Raw genomic sequence first — 14,830 nt, forward strand, 5'->3', positions numbered from 1 at the left:
TGAGAATAATCATTTATCCGCAAGTATTTTTTCGATAATTTCCACGGCAGTATGAACACCATTTTCAGCTCTTAACCGTTCTCCGATTTGAGCGGCTTTTTCTTTCATGCTATGATTGCCGACAGCTTCCATGATTGCATTTGAATAGTTCTCTACCGTAAGGTCTTTAGTCCAGATCGGTTTCGTTCCTATGCCTAACTCAAACAGCCTGTTTCCCCAAAAAGGCTGGTCGCCGCCAAACGGAACGATCACACTTGGCACGCCGGCGCGTACACCGGCGGCGGTTGTCCCTGCACCGCCATGATGAGAGACAGCCGCCATACGCTTAAACAACCATTCATGCGGGATATTGCCTATTTGCATGACATTGTCCGACAGCTTAACGCCTTTCAGGCTGCGCCAGCCTGATGATAGGAGGGCGCGCTGCCCTGTATTTGCAATGCCTTCCAAAACGATATGAAGAATCCGGTCAAAATCCCCGCCAACCGTACTGCCGAAACCTATGTATATCGGTTTGGTTCCATTGCTGAGAAAGTTTGCCAGTTTTTCATCCGGCGCCCAATTTTCTGTGCTTTCCCGAATCCAGAATCCGGTCAAATAGCAGTCCTTGCTCCATTCTTTAGGCTTTGGCACGAGCACAGGGCTGAATGGATAAAGCGTAGGAATCGTTTCTCCATTCATTCTGCGATACGGAAACTCAAAAAGCCTGATTTTCCTCAACCCCATCTCAGAGCGCCAATCGTTTAGCAATGACCTTGTTGCGTTTGACCAGAGAAGATCACCGCCCCAAAAAGTCAGCCTGTTATACACTCTTCCCAATGGCAGAAGGGGCGCTGTCATTGCGGGAAATTCACCTGTAGGGTCAACGGGACAAAACGGTACGCGAAAACAGGGAATCTTTAATTTTTCTCCCACATGGTAAGCAACGCTTCCAAGAAGGCTGTATAATATAGCGTCTGCGCCGGTACAGGCGGTTTCAATATTGGACAAAAATTCCTCTTTGACAGGATTCAATAAATATTTTAAGTTGCTGAAATACTCAAACGATGAAACCTGTTCTCCAATCAGCCGCCTCATGACCTCCCTGGCATCACCTGCCATAGGCGCATACTCAAATCCTTCTTTTTCTATTACATCCTGAAAAACATGCATGGCGCAGATACGAACCTTATGCCCTCTATCCTGCAGTCCTTTCCCCAACGCAAGAAACGGCTGCACATCCCCCCTTGAACCAATCGTCACGATTGTAAATTTCATTCCTCATTCCTCCTCAAGTACTGAATGAACATCAAATAACTGTGCAAAGATCTGAGGAACAAATTGAGCATATTTTTCCGAATGGTGCTGTCCGTCATTCTCACGGCCCTGATGTGTCAGCGGTATGATAGATGATAGAAAAATCTGCGCCATTATTTTGGTTCCTGCTTGCATAAGTAATGCTGTTTTTGGAATACAGCCAGACTTTACCCCTTGCCGGAGCAATTGATCAAGAGGGTCTATCAACGAAGAAATTGCTTGACTGTCGATTAAATAATTGAAATAAGATACCCTCGGCGTATCCTGGTCAAAGTAAGCGTCAATTTTTTTGAAATCCTCTATCGCGTTTCGATAGATTGCTACGGACTTTCGCATTTTTTCAGCATAGGATAGATGCTCCTGCTCCAGCACGTCCATAATCTGTCCAATATACTGATTCATATAATCCTGTACAACCGCTTCAAATATTTCATCCTTAGATTTAAAATAGTAATAAAAAACGCTTGGGGATAAAGCCCCGTCTTTGCCAACGGCGTACAATATGTCCTGGATAGAAGTGTCGTTATATCCCTTTTCAAAGAAAAGAACGGCAGCTTGATCTATAAATTCTTTTCTTTTTATGTTGGGGTCTTTTTTAGGTCTCGCCATACGACTGCTCCTCATCATGATAGTTTATAGAATTTATTCTATAAACTATCATATCTCAGATTTTTGCTGATGTCAATGTCGCAAGTGTCCCTGTCTTCCCTTTTGCTTTCCAAACAGCTATAATGTTACTGATATCCGTAAATTCAAAGGTCACTTACAGCAGGTCCATTTCAGTTTGCTAGACAAAACGCGTTTCTCCCCCGTCTTCGGCGGGGGAGAAACGCAACTTGTTGCAGAATCAACTGGAAAAAATGCTGTAGATAAACGGTCAATTGGGATGAATGAAAGGTGATACTGTATGAGTTCAGAGAAATATTTACAGGAAGTAACCGTTGGAGAGATTACCGTACATAATCAGAAAATTAAACTATGCGAATACGATGATAACTGGCCGGTTTTATTTCAAAAAGAAGCCGCGAAAATTTATAACGCGCTTGGCACAACAGCTTTGAAAATTGAACACGTGGGTTCTACCTCTGTCCTTGGTTTGTGCGCAAAACCAATCATTGACATTTTATTGTGTGTGGAAGACTCTGCGAAGGAAAGCGAATATGAAAAGCAGCTTGAGAGAGTTGGCTATCTATTGCGCATTCGGGAACCGAAATGGTTTGAACATCGTATGTTCAAGGGAAAAGACCCCGCGGTTAATTTACACGTCTTTTCGCAAAATTGTGAGGAAGCAGAACGAATGACCGCGTTCCGTGATTGGCTTTGTACACATGAGAGCGACAGAGATTTATATGCGGAAGCCAAGCGGCAGCTTGCGAAGCAAGTATGGCGGTATATTCAAGATTATGCTGATGCAAAAACACGTGTCGTACAGGAAATTATGGGACGCATAACGGAACAGTCGAATCCCGTTTGAAGGATGGCCTATCCGCTAAGAGGCATGATGAGGGTGTTGCATTTTGATGTGCAAGTATGCTATATTGTATTTGTAATATGAAATTGCCGCCGGGTAAACGTCTTTTGTTCATTCCATTAGGCCCTTGAAGGAATGAAGATCAGGCGTTTTATTGTTTTATTTATGAAAGAGGTGTCTATATGTTTCGAGAAATGCGCCGCAAAAAACAGGCTTTATCCTCAGAGGAATGTATTCAAATTTTGAGCCGTGGAACATCGGGAGTGCTGGCTGTGTCCGGGGACGACGATTATCCCTATGCCGTCCCGCTCAGCTATGTCTATCACGACAATAAGATTTTCTTTCACTGTGCCAAAACAGGCCATAAGCTGGACGCCATCGCCAGAAACAAAAAAGTTTCCTTTTGTGTGATTGATAAGGATCAGGTAGTGCCGGACGAGTATACCACTTACTTTCGCAGTGTTATTGTCTTTGGTAAAGCCCGCATCCTCGAAGAGGAAGGGGAAAAAAGAAGCGCTCTTGAGATTTTAGCTGTAAGATATGCCCCTGGCCATGACGAAAGCCATCTTTCACAGGTAATTGAAAAAGAGTTTAACATTGTGTGTATAATAGAACTTACAATTGACCACATGACCGGTAAGGAAGCCATTGAACTGGCTAAAGTGAAACATCTGCAAGCTCAGTCCGATTAAGTTTTCCTCTGTGAACATTCTAATAAAATCGTTTTTATGGAAATTGAGAAATCATCCTGTGAAAACGATTTTATTTTATAGTATTAGCCATTCTCCCAATTTATAATTTATACTACGACGGCGCTGTACGCCTGTGGTATAATATAAATAAGAAAGCTCTCAGCTTTGAGAGATAAAATAATTTCGGGAGTGACGGCAATGGAGTATTCCATGATCAGGCAGAATTTTGAAAAGCATGGTTTTTCAACTCAGCTTTTTTCATCTAAAGAAGAAGCGAGCGATTATCTGGTGAACACCCTCCAGCGTCAAACGATTGGATTCGGTGGAAGCGCGACTCTGAAGGAAATGGGACTGTTTGAGGCTTTACAACAAAACAATGCCGTGGTATGGCACAATAAGGTGCCTTCCCGGGACGTCCGGCGCTTGGCCAACTGCGCAAATATTTACATAACCAGTGCAAACGCCGTGACTGAATCCGGAGAGATCGTCAATATCGACGCGACGGGAAATCGTGTTTCCATGACGGCTTTCGGTCCCGAAACCTGCTACTATATTGTGGGGAAAAATAAAATCACGGCGAATCTGAGTGATGCAATATACCGCTGCAAAAACGTGGCTGCCCCGAAAAACGCCAAACGGATGAACGCAAAAACCCCATGCGCCAAAAATGCGGACAAATGCTATGATTGCAACAGTCCTGAGAGGATTTGCCGTATAACGACCGTTATAGACCGTGCCCCGATGGGCATGAAATGTGAAATCATCTTTATAGACCAGGAATTGGGGTTTTAACAATACCCCTTTCGGGTATTCCCGTTTTGGCGTTGATGGAGCGAAGGCCTTGAACCGCGGTGTTAAGAGAAACAAAAAAAGAAAGTACAATCACCCGCACGAGTCCCTCTGTCTGCTGGAAAACCAACAGACAACGGGACTCGTGCGGGTTTTGTCGTATATTTTCCTGTTATTGGGTATTAATATTCCATATTTCTCCAAAGAAATAACAATTCTGAAATATTCTTTTTCCACCACCATGTATCCCCCTGTTTCTGATTATTATTTAAGAAGTTTTCCAGATAAAAGAATCTGCAACAGCAAAGGGGTATTAAAATGGAAAAATCGCATATAGCAGGTGTTTTTCGATCCCACTCCCGCCTGCTCAGTCTCTTTCTAGCTTTATGCGCTGTGTTTTCGCTTATCGGCGAATCGCCCGCATATGCGGAAGCTGTCACATCCGATACGGCATCCGCGCCGTATGCCAGCATTTCAGGCAACATTACCGTTCCCCAGGGGAAAAGCATTACGTTCACCATTACCGGAGACGCCTATTTTGTAATAGGAACCTCGGGCGTAATTAAATCCTGCATGGCCAGTTGGATAGGTGATCAGTATACCTACGGCATAGACGCCGTAGGCGAGCCCGGTTCTTCCACAGGGCTTTATTTGGTAGCGCCCGGACAGGAAGCCCGGAAATTCTGCGTGATTACCGTGGGTCCGCCCGAAGAAACTACGCCTCCGCCTAAAACACCGACTACACAGATCAGTTACTCTGACAATTACTACGATTTAAGATTTAAGGACTTGAAGCAGAACGAGATGATGTACTCTGAAATTGCGGTAAGCGACCCGGAAGTCTCACTTTCCATTGCTTCCAATAATGATGGCGTCATTCAAGCCACACCACTTCAGAAAATCGATAATCGGCCGGGGCATTACATGGTTGCTCTGTACGCAGTGGGCCAAGGCTACACGACACTGACAATTACTGCTTCCGACGGCACCATCGACAACATGCCGGTCATCGTGCGGGGTGTGATCGATAAGGACTACACTCTTACCTCCGATACAAATCAAGATTTCACCATTGCACAGAACGGCAGTTATTTCATGAAGGTGAACTATACATACCAAGGCCCCACCGACGATCCGACCGCGCGGGGCAACTCCATCGGCGGCGGTGGCCGACTCAGCATTCCGCTACTGGTTTCAGACAACCCCAACATTCAGGTCACACTTGTTACCCATAACGGCAGTGAATTTTTGTTCCGGATCGATGCTTTTGGAGCCGTGGGGCAGTCAGCGACGCTTTACACAGGCAGCTACAATTACAGGCCGGAAAAGCTCTGCAGGGTAACGATTTCCAGTGCCCCCAAAAATATCCGGTTGGACACCACCGGACTATATCAATGCGACCCGGGAGACAGCTACCGCTTCGTAGCCTACACCAATTCTCCCACCCCTCCGGCAGCGGGCAGCGACAATTCTCATGTCAGCGTACAGTATGTCCGCAAAGTAGACGGCGGTTACGAATACCGTATGACAGCGCAACCGTACGAATCAGATGGATATTCTCAGGTGCAAGTAACCTCGGGCAGCGAAACTGTATCTTTCCCGGTGCTGATCGACTATACGTTTTTTCCCAGTGTTGAAAGCGATACGCATCAGACGGTCAGACTTGCAAAGGGAGAATCTTACACCTATAAATTCACGATTATGGGCGGCGGAGAACCAACTTTCACCGGGGGGTATAACGCAGCGTCGACCACTCCAATCATCACCGTTCAGCTCGTGAAAAAAGACGGCTCCAATTACTATGTCAAAGTAACGGCCCTTAGTGACAAAATTGGAGATGAGGCCTACGTCTACATTCAACTTCTCAATTCCCGTTATTACGATCCGAATTCTATCACAAGTTACGGCACCGTTCAGATCAAACCCGATCCTTCCGCACCAGTCATTCCGATGAAATCCGACACTACATCGAGCTTTACCTTAGCACAAAACAAATTCTATACTTTTAAAATCACCGGTGCCCCGATTTTTAAGCCAGATCACGAGGACCGATTCCGCACCGAACTCATCCGTAAATCGGGCAACGACTACTATTACAGGATCTTGCCTGCGGGCTTTCCGGGACAAACAGCCGAGTTCTCAATGTCTAATGGCATCACAACGCAAAGGGTCTGTAATGTAACCATAGGAGCCTTGATTCCAGTTGTGATGAAGTCGGACACCACACAAAATTTCTCTCTAACACAGGGTAAAAGCTACACTTTCAAAATCACTGGCGCAACCGGATTTAACCCAGGAACTCTGAACATTTTTAAAACTGAGCTGGTGAAACGGTCCGGTAGCGATTCTTACTACAAAATTACGGCAATCGGACCGGTCGGTTCCTCTGCAGGGATGTATATGGGTGTTGCCGATCAGCCCGTGCAAAAGGTCTGTGTGGTCTCTATTACCGAGCTGGGTTCCTTCCTTTCGGATACTACTTCCAATTTTACTATCCCCTTGGGGAAAAATTACACATTTAAAATTACCGCGCAGGGCGCAAAAACAGTAGCCCTCACGGCGGGCACCGGCAATACGTTCCGGGTCGTTTCCAGCAAAAGGGATGGAAACGACTTCTATTTCACAATATCCGCATGTGACATTACCTCTATGGGGAAATCGAGCGGCGTCTATGTTTCGGTCGACGGTCTGGCCCCGAAGAAAATCTGCGTGGTAACCTTAGGTGTTATCAAACTGCCGTAAATCAAAAAACTGTCCGTTGACAGAATTACAAAAAAACAACGGCGGAAATCAATCCAATCGGCTGAACAGTAAGAATCCGAACTTCTCTCCTTTCGGAAAGAAGTTCGGATTCTTTACTATGGAATGCTGTTACAGGCTGAAATCCTTTCCGCCGTTTACCTTGTTAAACGCCAGCAAGGAAACCACCGTAAGCAGGGTCAGAATCGAAGAGAGCGCCGCCGCCACTCCGTAATTACCGCGGACAACCTCCGTATAGATGGCGACCGTCAGCGTTTTTGTCCTGCCCGTATACAGAATGATCGCGGTGGACAGCTCGCTGATCATCGTTACCCAGCTTAAAATCGCACCGGAAACGATGCCGGCGGCCATCATCGGAACGGTCACGCGGAAAAAAACCTTCATTTTGGAAGCGCCCAGTGAAATGGCCGCTTCTTCGATACTGATGGGAATCTGCTGCAGGATGGCCACCGAAGAACGGATGGTATATGGCAGCCTGCGGATAATCAGGGCAATCACCATAATCAGCATTGTCCCGCTCAGCATCAGAGGCTTCTGGTTAAAGCCCGTCAGCAGGGCAATACCGAGAACGGTTCCCGGCACGATGTACGGAATCATGGAAAGGATATCGACCGTGCTGGTAAGGGCGTTCCTGCGCCGCACGACCAGATAGGCAATCAGCACGGCGAGCAGGATGATCGCGACCAGGGAAATCATTGGGATGATAATGGTATTCTGGATGCTTCTTCCCAGCTTGGAAAACGCGGATTCGTAGCTGCCCAGAGAATAGCCGCGGATAAAAATTTTGCCCGAGGTCTTTTTAAAGGACGTATAGGTGACGTATACCTGCGGCAGAATGGCAATCGCCACCACCAGATAGGAAAAAAGATACACGAGCACTTTCCTGCCTCCCCTCGGTTCCTTCTCTTCAATGGGATGCAGGGCGTTCAGGGCGAAGGAATTCCTGTTGGAAACATACTTCTGCGCAAGGAAGACAACGGTGGTGATGACAATGGCGATAATCGCGATTGCCGCCGCAAAGCCGTCGTTCCCCCCCACTTCATTGATAAACTCCGTATACAGGACGACAGGGAACGTGCGGTACCCCTCGCCAATCAGCATCGGCGTACCGAAATCCGCGAACGACCGCATAAAGACCAGCAGCCCGGCCGCGAGCAAAGTCGGCATGATGAGAGGGACTACCACCTTGAAGAAGCATTTGACGCCGGAACAGCTCAGGTTGTTCGCCGCTTCAATCAGGGAATTGTCGATATTCTTCAAGGCGCCTCTCGCATACAGGAACACCAGCGGAAAGAGCTGCAGGGACATAACCAGCACGATTCCCCCGAAGCCGTAGATGTCCGGCAGGAGAATGCCCAGCTTCCGGAAGAAAGCCGTGATGACCCCGCTGCGGCCCAGAAGCAGAATCCAGGAGTACGCGCCGATGAACGGAGCGGACATGGACGCAACCACAATGAGGATGTTCAGCACCGACTTTCCCCTGATCTTAAAAACGGAAAAGAGGTAGGCAAGCGGGGTGCCGATGGCAATGGAAAGGACGGTCGCTGCCAGCGAGACCTTGAAGCTGTTCAGCAGGGTGTCGAAATAATAGCTCTTTGAAAAGAACTTTACAAAGTTTGCCATGGTGAACTGCCCGGTCTGAGAATCGTAAACGGACTGCTGCATCAGATGGGCCATCGGATAGATCAGGAACAGCAGATAGACCGCGATGGTGCACAGCGTAAGGGTTCCCCAGATATCCAGACGGAATTTGCTATTGTCTTTCATAAGCTTCGCTCCTTACAAGGTTGCGGCCGCCCTCTTTATCAAACACATTGATTTTGTGTTTTTTCACCTGAAGCAGCACGTTCTGTCCGGGCTTCAGCTCATCTTCCAGGGAAGACTCCTCAACGATCTCCACCGTGAGGCCGCTCTCGGTCTCCACGGCGTAATGCGTATTCAGACCAAGGTATGTATATTCCTTTACGACGCCGTGAATCCCCTCGTCGCCCTGCTTGCTGATAACGAATTCCTCCGGGCGGACGGAGCACTGCACCTCCTGGTCCTCCAGCGCATTCAGGCATTCCAGTGGTACCCGGTAGCCGCTGGGGAAAATCAGGGTGCCCCGCTCCGCCCTGGCCGGCAGGATATTGGTCCGACCGATAAAGGTTGCGACAAACACGTTTTTCGGCCTCTGGTAAATTTCCTTCGGCGCGCCGACATGCTGGATCACGCCGTCCTTCATAACCGCAATGGTATCACTGATGGCCATGGCCTCTTCCTGATCGTGCGTGACATATACGGTGGTAATTCCGACGTTTTTCTGCGTGTGGCGGATGACGCTCCTCATTTCCAGACGCAGCTTTGCGTCCAGATTGGAAAGCGGCTCATCCATCAGCAGAACGTCCGGCGAAATCACAAGGGCGCGCGCCAGCGCGATCCGCTGCTGCTGCCCGCCGGAAAGCTGGTTCGGCATTCGTTCGGCATACTGCGCAATCTGCATCAGCTGCAGGTATTTTTCCGTCAGCTCCTGCGTCTTTTCTTTTTCCATTTTGCGGTTTTTCAGCCCGAAGGCGACGTTGTCGCGTACCGTCATATGCGGGAAGATGGCATAATTCTGAAAAACCATGCCGATATTCCGCCTGCTCGGATCAATGTCGTTGATACGCGTATCGTTAAAGTAGATATCACCGCCCTCGATGGAATTGAAGCCGGCAATCATGCGCAGCAGGGTCGTCTTTCCGCACCCGGAGGGACCCAGCAGCGTAAAAAGCTCCCCGTTTTTTATTTCAATATTCAAATCCGGGATAACCGTATTGTTTCCGTATTTCTTTACGGCGTTTTGGATCAGGATCTTACTCATTTCATACCCCCGCAGTTCTTATCGATGGTCGCTCTTATTTACTCTGAAGACTGGTGTAGATATCCGTGTATTTGCTTACAATTTCCTGTTTATGGGAGCTGACATAGGGGATATCTTCCTCAATGACATGGATTTTGGACATCGGAGTCATAAAGTCGCTGGTTTTCGCGTCCTTCAGTACCGGGCGGTTGGTCAGCGTGCTGCCCCAGATGTTCTGCACTTCCTCGCTGATGATAAAATCGATGAAAAGCTTCGCGTTATCCATATTCTTGGCGGCTTTGATGATGGTAGCGGACGCCGGGAGGTAAACCGCGCCTTCCTTGGGATAAATCACCTTGACGGGAGCGCCGTCGCGCACGAGCTGCGAACAGGGATCTTCATAGGAAAGGCCTACCACGTTTTCGCCGTCCGCAACGCTTTTGTAGACCGAGGAGGAACTTTCCCCGATTTTTCCGTCGATATTTTTAAACAGATCTTTTACATATTTCCATGCGTTTTCGTCTTCATAGCCGCCCATCGCCAGCAGGATGTTGGTGAGCTGCGCAAAAGCGGAAGAGGAATTGGCCGGGTCGGCCGTGGCGATCTTGCCTTTGAGCTTCGGGTTCAGCAGGTCGGCATACCCTTCGATCTTGATATCGCCGATCAGATCGGTGTTGACGATCAGGCAGCTGCCGTCCAGAACGTTCCCGGTAATGAACCCGCTGGTGTTTTTATAGGCATCCAGCACACCGGCGTCGTTCTTGGAAACATACGGCTCCCACAAGTCCTTATTGTCATACGCCAAAGACCAGGAACCGCCGAACATAACGTCCGCGTACGGGTCTTCTTTTTCGGACTGGATACGCTTGATCAGCTCGCCGGTACCCGCCTGGATGACCTCGACATCCACGCCGTACTTTTCTTCAAACAGCGGGATGGTGGCGTTCATCAGGCCCTCGGAGTTCGGGGAATAGATGACCAGCTTGCCGCCGCCCTGTTTTTCCGAAGACGCGGCTTCGGAAGCGGCGCTGCCGGCTGCGTCCGCCTTGGAAGCGGCCGGTGCGGAAGAACAGCCTGCCGCGGAAACGGCAAGCACAACGGAAAGAATCAGTGCCATTAACTTTTTCATTTCATTTCCTCCTCTAGTTTGGTGTTTTGCTTTGGTATCCTTATTTTATAAAAATATTGCATAAAATTAATACCTGAATTACGGAACAAAATAGAAAAGATACCGAACAATTCTGATCCGGTATCTTTTTCTCAGCGAATTTTCAGCTTGTATTCTTTGGGTGAACACCCCACATACTTTTTAAAGACATGGTTGAAATATTTGTAATCCCCGATGCCGCACGCTCCCCCGATTTCGGAAATCGGAAGCCGGCTCTCCTGCAGGAGAGAAAGCGCTTTCTGGATGCGGTACCGGTTCAGGTACTCGATCACCGTGGTCCCCAGCGCCTTCTGAAACCTCTGGTTAATGTACCGGTCGGAATAAAACAGCTTTTCCGACAATTCGGCAAGTGTTATTTTTTGAGTATAGTTCTGCGCGATATAGTCCAGAATCTGCGCGACCACAGGGTCCTCCGGATCCTCCAGCCGCAGATTGCCGAACAGGGAAATATCCTTCAGCTCCGCCACACCTTTATTCCGCTTGCGTAAAATTCGGATGTTTTCACATTCCAGAGCGGCGCGATCAAGCGCTTCCATCATTTCTTCCTGATTCAGCGGTTTCAGAATATAGTCGGAAACCCCGTTCCGGATCGCCTCCTTGGCATATTCAAAGTCGGAATAGCCGGTTAAAAGAATTGCCACATAATCGTTCTGGCATTTCGTTTCGGCAATCATCTGCAGCCCGTCCATGATCGGCATATTGATATCGGTAATCACGATATCCGGGTTGAGCGCTTGGATCAGCTCCTTTCCCTCCACGCCGTTGCGGGCTTCCCCCACCACGGTACAGCCGTGCTCTTCCCACGGCACCGCGTAACGGATGCCCTTTCGGATAATGTCCTCGTCTTCCACCAGTATCACGCTAAACATCTTTTCTCCCCCTGCGCAGCAGCTTTGCCGTAACGGTAAAGCTTTTTCCTTCCTCACTGTTGATAAACAGGCCGCACTCCTCCCCATATTCCAGAATAATCCGGCGGGAAAGGTTCTGCAGGCCGTTGTGCTCGGTCTTGATTCCTTCGGAAACAATCATGCTCTGCAGGCGTTCCAGTATCTCCACAGGAACCCCCGGACCGTCGTCCTCCACACGCAGGAACAGATAATCGCCCTCGCACCAGGCCCTGATCTGAACGGAAAGCTCCATCTGTTTCTGAAAACCGTACTTGATGCTGTTTTCAATCAGCGGCTGTAAAAGCAGCTTGGGGATCATGCACTGGCTGCAGTCCGGCTCTATTTCCATTCGGCACCGGAAACGCTCCCCGAACCTTGTTTTCTGGATATACAGATAATCCTCTATGTAACCGATATCCTCCGAAAGAAGGACGTCCTGTTTGGTATTGTTGATGCTGTAGCGAAGAATATGGGTGAATTTTTCCAGCAGATAGGATGCTTTTTCCGCGTCTCCAAGGATGAGGTACTTGATATTGTCCAGCGTATTGTAAATAAAGTGCGGATTGATCTGCGTCTGCAGATTTCTCATCTCAATCATGCTGTTCAATTTAATCAGATCGGTGTTGCGCGTGTTGAGCTCGTTGATGCTTTTCACCATTTTATTGATCTGCGCCGCGATCTCCTCGATTTCGTCCCCGGTGTTGATCCGGATGATATGCTCGTTGTCCCCGTGGCGGATGACGCGGATCTCCCCCACCAGCGCCTCTACGGATTGAGCGGTTTTTTCCGCCATCATCTGGGACAGCTTTCGGAACATTACCAGCCAGATGCAGCCCAGCAGGACGATCGTCATGACCCCGATGATGATATAGAGCGAATTTCCCGAAGAATACACAAACGAATAGAGCACCGCTTTTTTATCCGTCAGAACCCGCGCGCCGGTCCGGTACCGGTTTTCCTGCACCGTCACAAAGTGCTGGGACGGATCCGCTTTGTATTTGTTGGTGTTGCGCTCGGAAAGGAACGCGCTTTTGGAGCAGTAGATGATATCTCCGTTCAGGTTTGTGATAATGCAGTCATACTGATATCCTGAAAAAAGGCTGCCCCAGTCGTTTCCGTTCAGATAGGCCATGACAAATCCGGCCAGCACCCCATGCTGGTAAACGGGTTTTGCAAAAACGCACTCCGAGCTGTCTCCCGAAAAATAATAAACGGTCGTGTAAATGGGCAGATTTGCCTTCAAGGCATTGTCCGCCACAATTTTATTGAATTCCGTTCTGTGCAGGTTCATCGCTTCCTGCCCAAAGCTGGTATAGACGATCTGCTTTTCCCGGTTCATCAGAATCATACGAACGCGCACCGGGCTTGCCACGTTATGCTTGCTGAGGGAGTACTGCACCTCCCGGCTGTCGGAAACACCGGTCATACAGCGGAGAAAAAGCCCCTCGTTTTCTTCATCCTCCAGATAAGCGGTAACGTCTCCATATACCTCGTCAAACGTTCGGTTCAGAAAGTTCAGGTGTTCCTCCATATTGAAGTTCTGATTGAGATAATTCAGCCCGAAAATAGGGATACAGAACAGCAGGCAGCCGACAATGACCAAAAAAATGATCTTTTGCAGCGCCTGCTTTTCCAGTTGTTTTTTAAAAGGACTGTTCGTTGTTTCTCCCGTCCGCAATTCTATCATCCCTGCCTTACCCGCAATTCTATATACAAGATACAATTCCGACCATAATTCGTTCTAATTAAAGCATATTTTGTCAGAATTAACAAGCTTCGCCGTCAATCCCTATCCTTAAAATATGGAGATACGATATCCCATCCGCACATCCGTACAAATAAATGCGCCGATCCCGATGGCATTACCCCGTCAGGACCAGCGCATATGAGTTCTATAGAGGATGAAAAAACACTGATTACCAAGACAGCCCTTCTAACCGTTTTTATGCGGTTAAAAGGGCTGTTTTATAAATGCAAAGAATTTTTAATCAACAGTTTTTGTTTCTCCGATTTTCATAAAGCACGGCCATTGCTCGATACTCAGCAAGTCGGGATGCTTCTTAAAGTATTTTACAAAATCACCGTTTGGATGAGCCAGATTATACCATCTTTCGCATAGCTCAATGATTTGCATGTGCGCTTCTGTTTCCGTAACTTCGTCACGGGATAAATCACTGTAATACATAGAGGGCACCTCACACTGATACATTATCAACCATCATCATCTGGGCCTTCCCGAGAATCAGCATAACAGAGACCCAAAATATACTCAAGCTGACGATAAAAGAAAATTGAATACTGCTTATAAGTAAGAAGATAATTGTTACGATGAATTCTACGGAGAGAATAATTCTGGTTTTCCTTCTGTAGTGGTGTACTTCAGCATCATCAAGTGGTTTATTGATATTTTCTACAGGTGCTAAAATCACAATAATCAGGGAAGCTGGAATGAGAACTGCAATCGACGTGATAAATGCCATATAGCCCGGGCAGAATTTCGTCAGCAACAGCACAAAAAGGATCATTACCCACGACATCCCATAGCACCCCAGTTTGGTTTTGGCGTGGTAACCGCCTGCATAAACCCGAAGAAATGAATACGATACGATAAATACAAAAGTCTCTAACAGCATACCGAGGAACAAACCGACTAAAAACATAGTGGAAAAATGAATCATTTTGAGGAGAGCGGTCTGCACTCCAAAAGAATAGAGATCCTTATCTTTTTCCGAGATCAAGCCGCTCTCGCTCAGGGCTTTTACGATCCAGTTGGAAAAATTGGTCAGCATCAGAATTTTCTGAGGCTCTTTACCGCTTCAGGGAGCTTGTCCTGATAAGCAAGTAGTACGCAAGACGTATTGGCGGACTGGCGAGCTTCCTGCATCGCGATTTTAGAAACCAAATCCAGTGCCTTCATTTTTACATTTTTCTGACCGTTTTTCATTT

14 protein-coding genes are annotated in these 14,830 nt (G+C 47.8%); 4 read left to right on the forward strand and 10 right to left on the reverse strand.

Translation table 11 applies throughout. The features are described 5' to 3' along the window. Positions 1 to 9: 9 nt before the first annotated feature. Positions 10 to 1,257 carry a glycosyltransferase gene (locus LY85_RS03795; RefSeq protein WP_141825515.1) on the reverse strand — a complete coding sequence of 416 codons (1,248 nt, stop codon included), beginning with the start codon at positions 1,255 to 1,257 and terminating at the stop codon, positions 10 to 12. 3 nt (positions 1,258 to 1,260) lie between these two features. Beyond that, on the reverse strand, positions 1,261 to 1,905 hold the full coding sequence (locus LY85_RS03800) for a TetR/AcrR family transcriptional regulator (protein WP_185741084.1): 645 nt from the start codon (positions 1,903 to 1,905) through the stop codon (positions 1,261 to 1,263). 298 nt (positions 1,906 to 2,203) lie between these two features. On the opposite strand from LY85_RS03800, the gene LY85_RS03805 reads away from it, so the two are divergent. The 4 genes from LY85_RS03805 to LY85_RS03820 all read left to right on the forward strand — a co-directional run bounded on the left by LY85_RS03805 (position 2,204) and on the right by LY85_RS03820 (position 6,990). Continuing rightward, the gene (locus tag LY85_RS03805; protein WP_141825517.1) at positions 2,204 to 2,770 is read left to right on the forward strand and encodes a GrpB family protein; all 567 of its coding nucleotides are present in this window, start codon (positions 2,204 to 2,206) and stop codon (positions 2,768 to 2,770) included. A gap of 179 nt (positions 2,771 to 2,949) precedes the next feature. Continuing rightward, entirely contained in the window at positions 2,950 to 3,459 is a 510-nt protein-coding gene (locus LY85_RS03810) for a pyridoxamine 5'-phosphate oxidase family protein (protein ID WP_141825518.1), read from the forward strand. Between the two features lie 198 nt (positions 3,460 to 3,657). After that, positions 3,658 to 4,251: a lactate utilization protein gene (locus tag LY85_RS03815; RefSeq protein ID WP_141825519.1), complete on the forward strand. Its 594-nt coding sequence runs from the start codon at positions 3,658 to 3,660 to the stop codon at positions 4,249 to 4,251. A 315-nt stretch (positions 4,252 to 4,566) separates the two neighbouring features. Continuing rightward, positions 4,567 to 6,990, forward strand: coding sequence for a hypothetical protein (locus LY85_RS03820; protein ID WP_141825520.1), 2,424 nt, complete (start codon positions 4,567 to 4,569; stop codon positions 6,988 to 6,990). A 129-nt stretch (positions 6,991 to 7,119) separates the two neighbouring features. Here the strand turns inward: LY85_RS03820 and LY85_RS03825 are convergent, their stop codons facing one another. From LY85_RS03825 to LY85_RS03860, 8 genes are all read right to left on the reverse strand, one after another. Beyond that, a complete protein-coding gene (locus tag LY85_RS03825) occupies positions 7,120 to 8,775 on the reverse strand; it encodes an iron ABC transporter permease (RefSeq protein WP_141825521.1) in 1,656 nt (551 codons plus the stop codon). Beyond that, entirely contained in the window at positions 8,762 to 9,850 is a 1,089-nt protein-coding gene (locus LY85_RS03830; RefSeq protein ID WP_141825522.1) for an ABC transporter ATP-binding protein, read from the reverse strand. Before LY85_RS03830 ends, LY85_RS03825 begins: the two co-directional genes overlap by 14 nt. Positions 9,851 to 9,884: 34 nt before the next feature. After that, positions 9,885 to 10,958, reverse strand: a complete 1,074-nt coding sequence (locus LY85_RS03835) for an ABC transporter substrate-binding protein (RefSeq protein ID WP_141825523.1) — start codon at positions 10,956 to 10,958, stop codon at positions 9,885 to 9,887. A gap of 131 nt (positions 10,959 to 11,089) precedes the next feature. Continuing rightward, positions 11,090 to 11,866, reverse strand: coding sequence for a response regulator (locus tag LY85_RS03840; protein ID WP_141825524.1), 777 nt, complete (start codon positions 11,864 to 11,866; stop codon positions 11,090 to 11,092). After that, on the reverse strand, positions 11,859 to 13,562 hold the full coding sequence (locus tag LY85_RS03845) for a histidine kinase (protein ID WP_243122474.1): 1,704 nt from the start codon (positions 13,560 to 13,562) through the stop codon (positions 11,859 to 11,861). The genes LY85_RS03840 and LY85_RS03845 overlap by 8 nt, the downstream gene beginning before the upstream one ends. Before the next feature lie 306 nt (positions 13,563 to 13,868). After that, entirely contained in the window at positions 13,869 to 14,069 is a 201-nt protein-coding gene (locus LY85_RS03850; protein WP_038324883.1) for a hypothetical protein, read from the reverse strand. Between the two features lie 10 nt (positions 14,070 to 14,079). Next, positions 14,080 to 14,673, reverse strand: coding sequence for an accessory gene regulator B family protein (locus LY85_RS03855; protein WP_141825526.1), 594 nt, complete (start codon positions 14,671 to 14,673; stop codon positions 14,080 to 14,082). Beyond that, entirely contained in the window at positions 14,673 to 14,828 is a 156-nt protein-coding gene (locus LY85_RS03860; RefSeq protein WP_141825527.1) for a cyclic lactone autoinducer peptide, read from the reverse strand. The genes LY85_RS03855 and LY85_RS03860 overlap by 1 nt, the downstream gene beginning before the upstream one ends. Between the last annotated feature and the right edge of the window lie 2 nt (positions 14,829 to 14,830).

Origin of the sequence: Clostridium sp. KNHs216, assembly GCF_006714885.1 — a bacterium.
In the GTDB taxonomy this organism is placed as follows: domain Bacteria; phylum Bacillota; class Clostridia; order Oscillospirales; family Acutalibacteraceae; genus Caproiciproducens.

What these genes read in the sequence shown, in the direction of transcription:
- LY85_RS03805 (WP_141825517.1), top strand. Translation starts at nt 2,204, where the DNA reads ATGAGTTCAGAGAAATATTTACAGGAAGTAACCGTTGGAGAGATTACC.
- LY85_RS03810 (WP_141825518.1), top strand. Translation starts at nt 2,950, where the DNA reads ATGTTTCGAGAAATGCGCCGCAAAAAACAGGCTTTATCCTCAGAGGAA.
- LY85_RS03830 (WP_141825522.1), bottom strand. Translation starts at nt 9,850, where the DNA reads ATGAGTAAGATCCTGATCCAAAACGCCGTAAAGAAATACGGAAACAAT.
- LY85_RS03840 (WP_141825524.1), bottom strand. Translation starts at nt 11,866, where the DNA reads ATGTTTAGCGTGATACTGGTGGAAGACGAGGACATTATCCGAAAGGGC.
- LY85_RS03855 (WP_141825526.1), bottom strand. Translation starts at nt 14,673, where the DNA reads ATGCTGACCAATTTTTCCAACTGGATCGTAAAAGCCCTGAGCGAGAGC.
- LY85_RS03835 (WP_141825523.1), bottom strand. Translation starts at nt 10,958, where the DNA reads ATGAAAAAGTTAATGGCACTGATTCTTTCCGTTGTGCTTGCCGTTTCC.
- LY85_RS03825 (WP_141825521.1), bottom strand. Translation starts at nt 8,775, where the DNA reads ATGAAAGACAATAGCAAATTCCGTCTGGATATCTGGGGAACCCTTACG.
- LY85_RS03815 (WP_141825519.1), top strand. Translation starts at nt 3,658, where the DNA reads ATGGAGTATTCCATGATCAGGCAGAATTTTGAAAAGCATGGTTTTTCA.
- LY85_RS03795 (WP_141825515.1), bottom strand. Translation starts at nt 1,257, where the DNA reads ATGAAATTTACAATCGTGACGATTGGTTCAAGGGGGGATGTGCAGCCG.
- LY85_RS03800 (WP_185741084.1), bottom strand. Translation starts at nt 1,905, where the DNA reads ATGGCGAGACCTAAAAAAGACCCCAACATAAAAAGAAAAGAATTTATA.
- LY85_RS03850 (WP_038324883.1), bottom strand. Translation starts at nt 14,069, where the DNA reads ATGTATTACAGTGATTTATCCCGTGACGAAGTTACGGAAACAGAAGCG.
- LY85_RS03820 (WP_141825520.1), top strand. Translation starts at nt 4,567, where the DNA reads ATGGAAAAATCGCATATAGCAGGTGTTTTTCGATCCCACTCCCGCCTG.
- LY85_RS03860 (WP_141825527.1), bottom strand. Translation starts at nt 14,828, where the DNA reads ATGAAAAACGGTCAGAAAAATGTAAAAATGAAGGCACTGGATTTGGTT.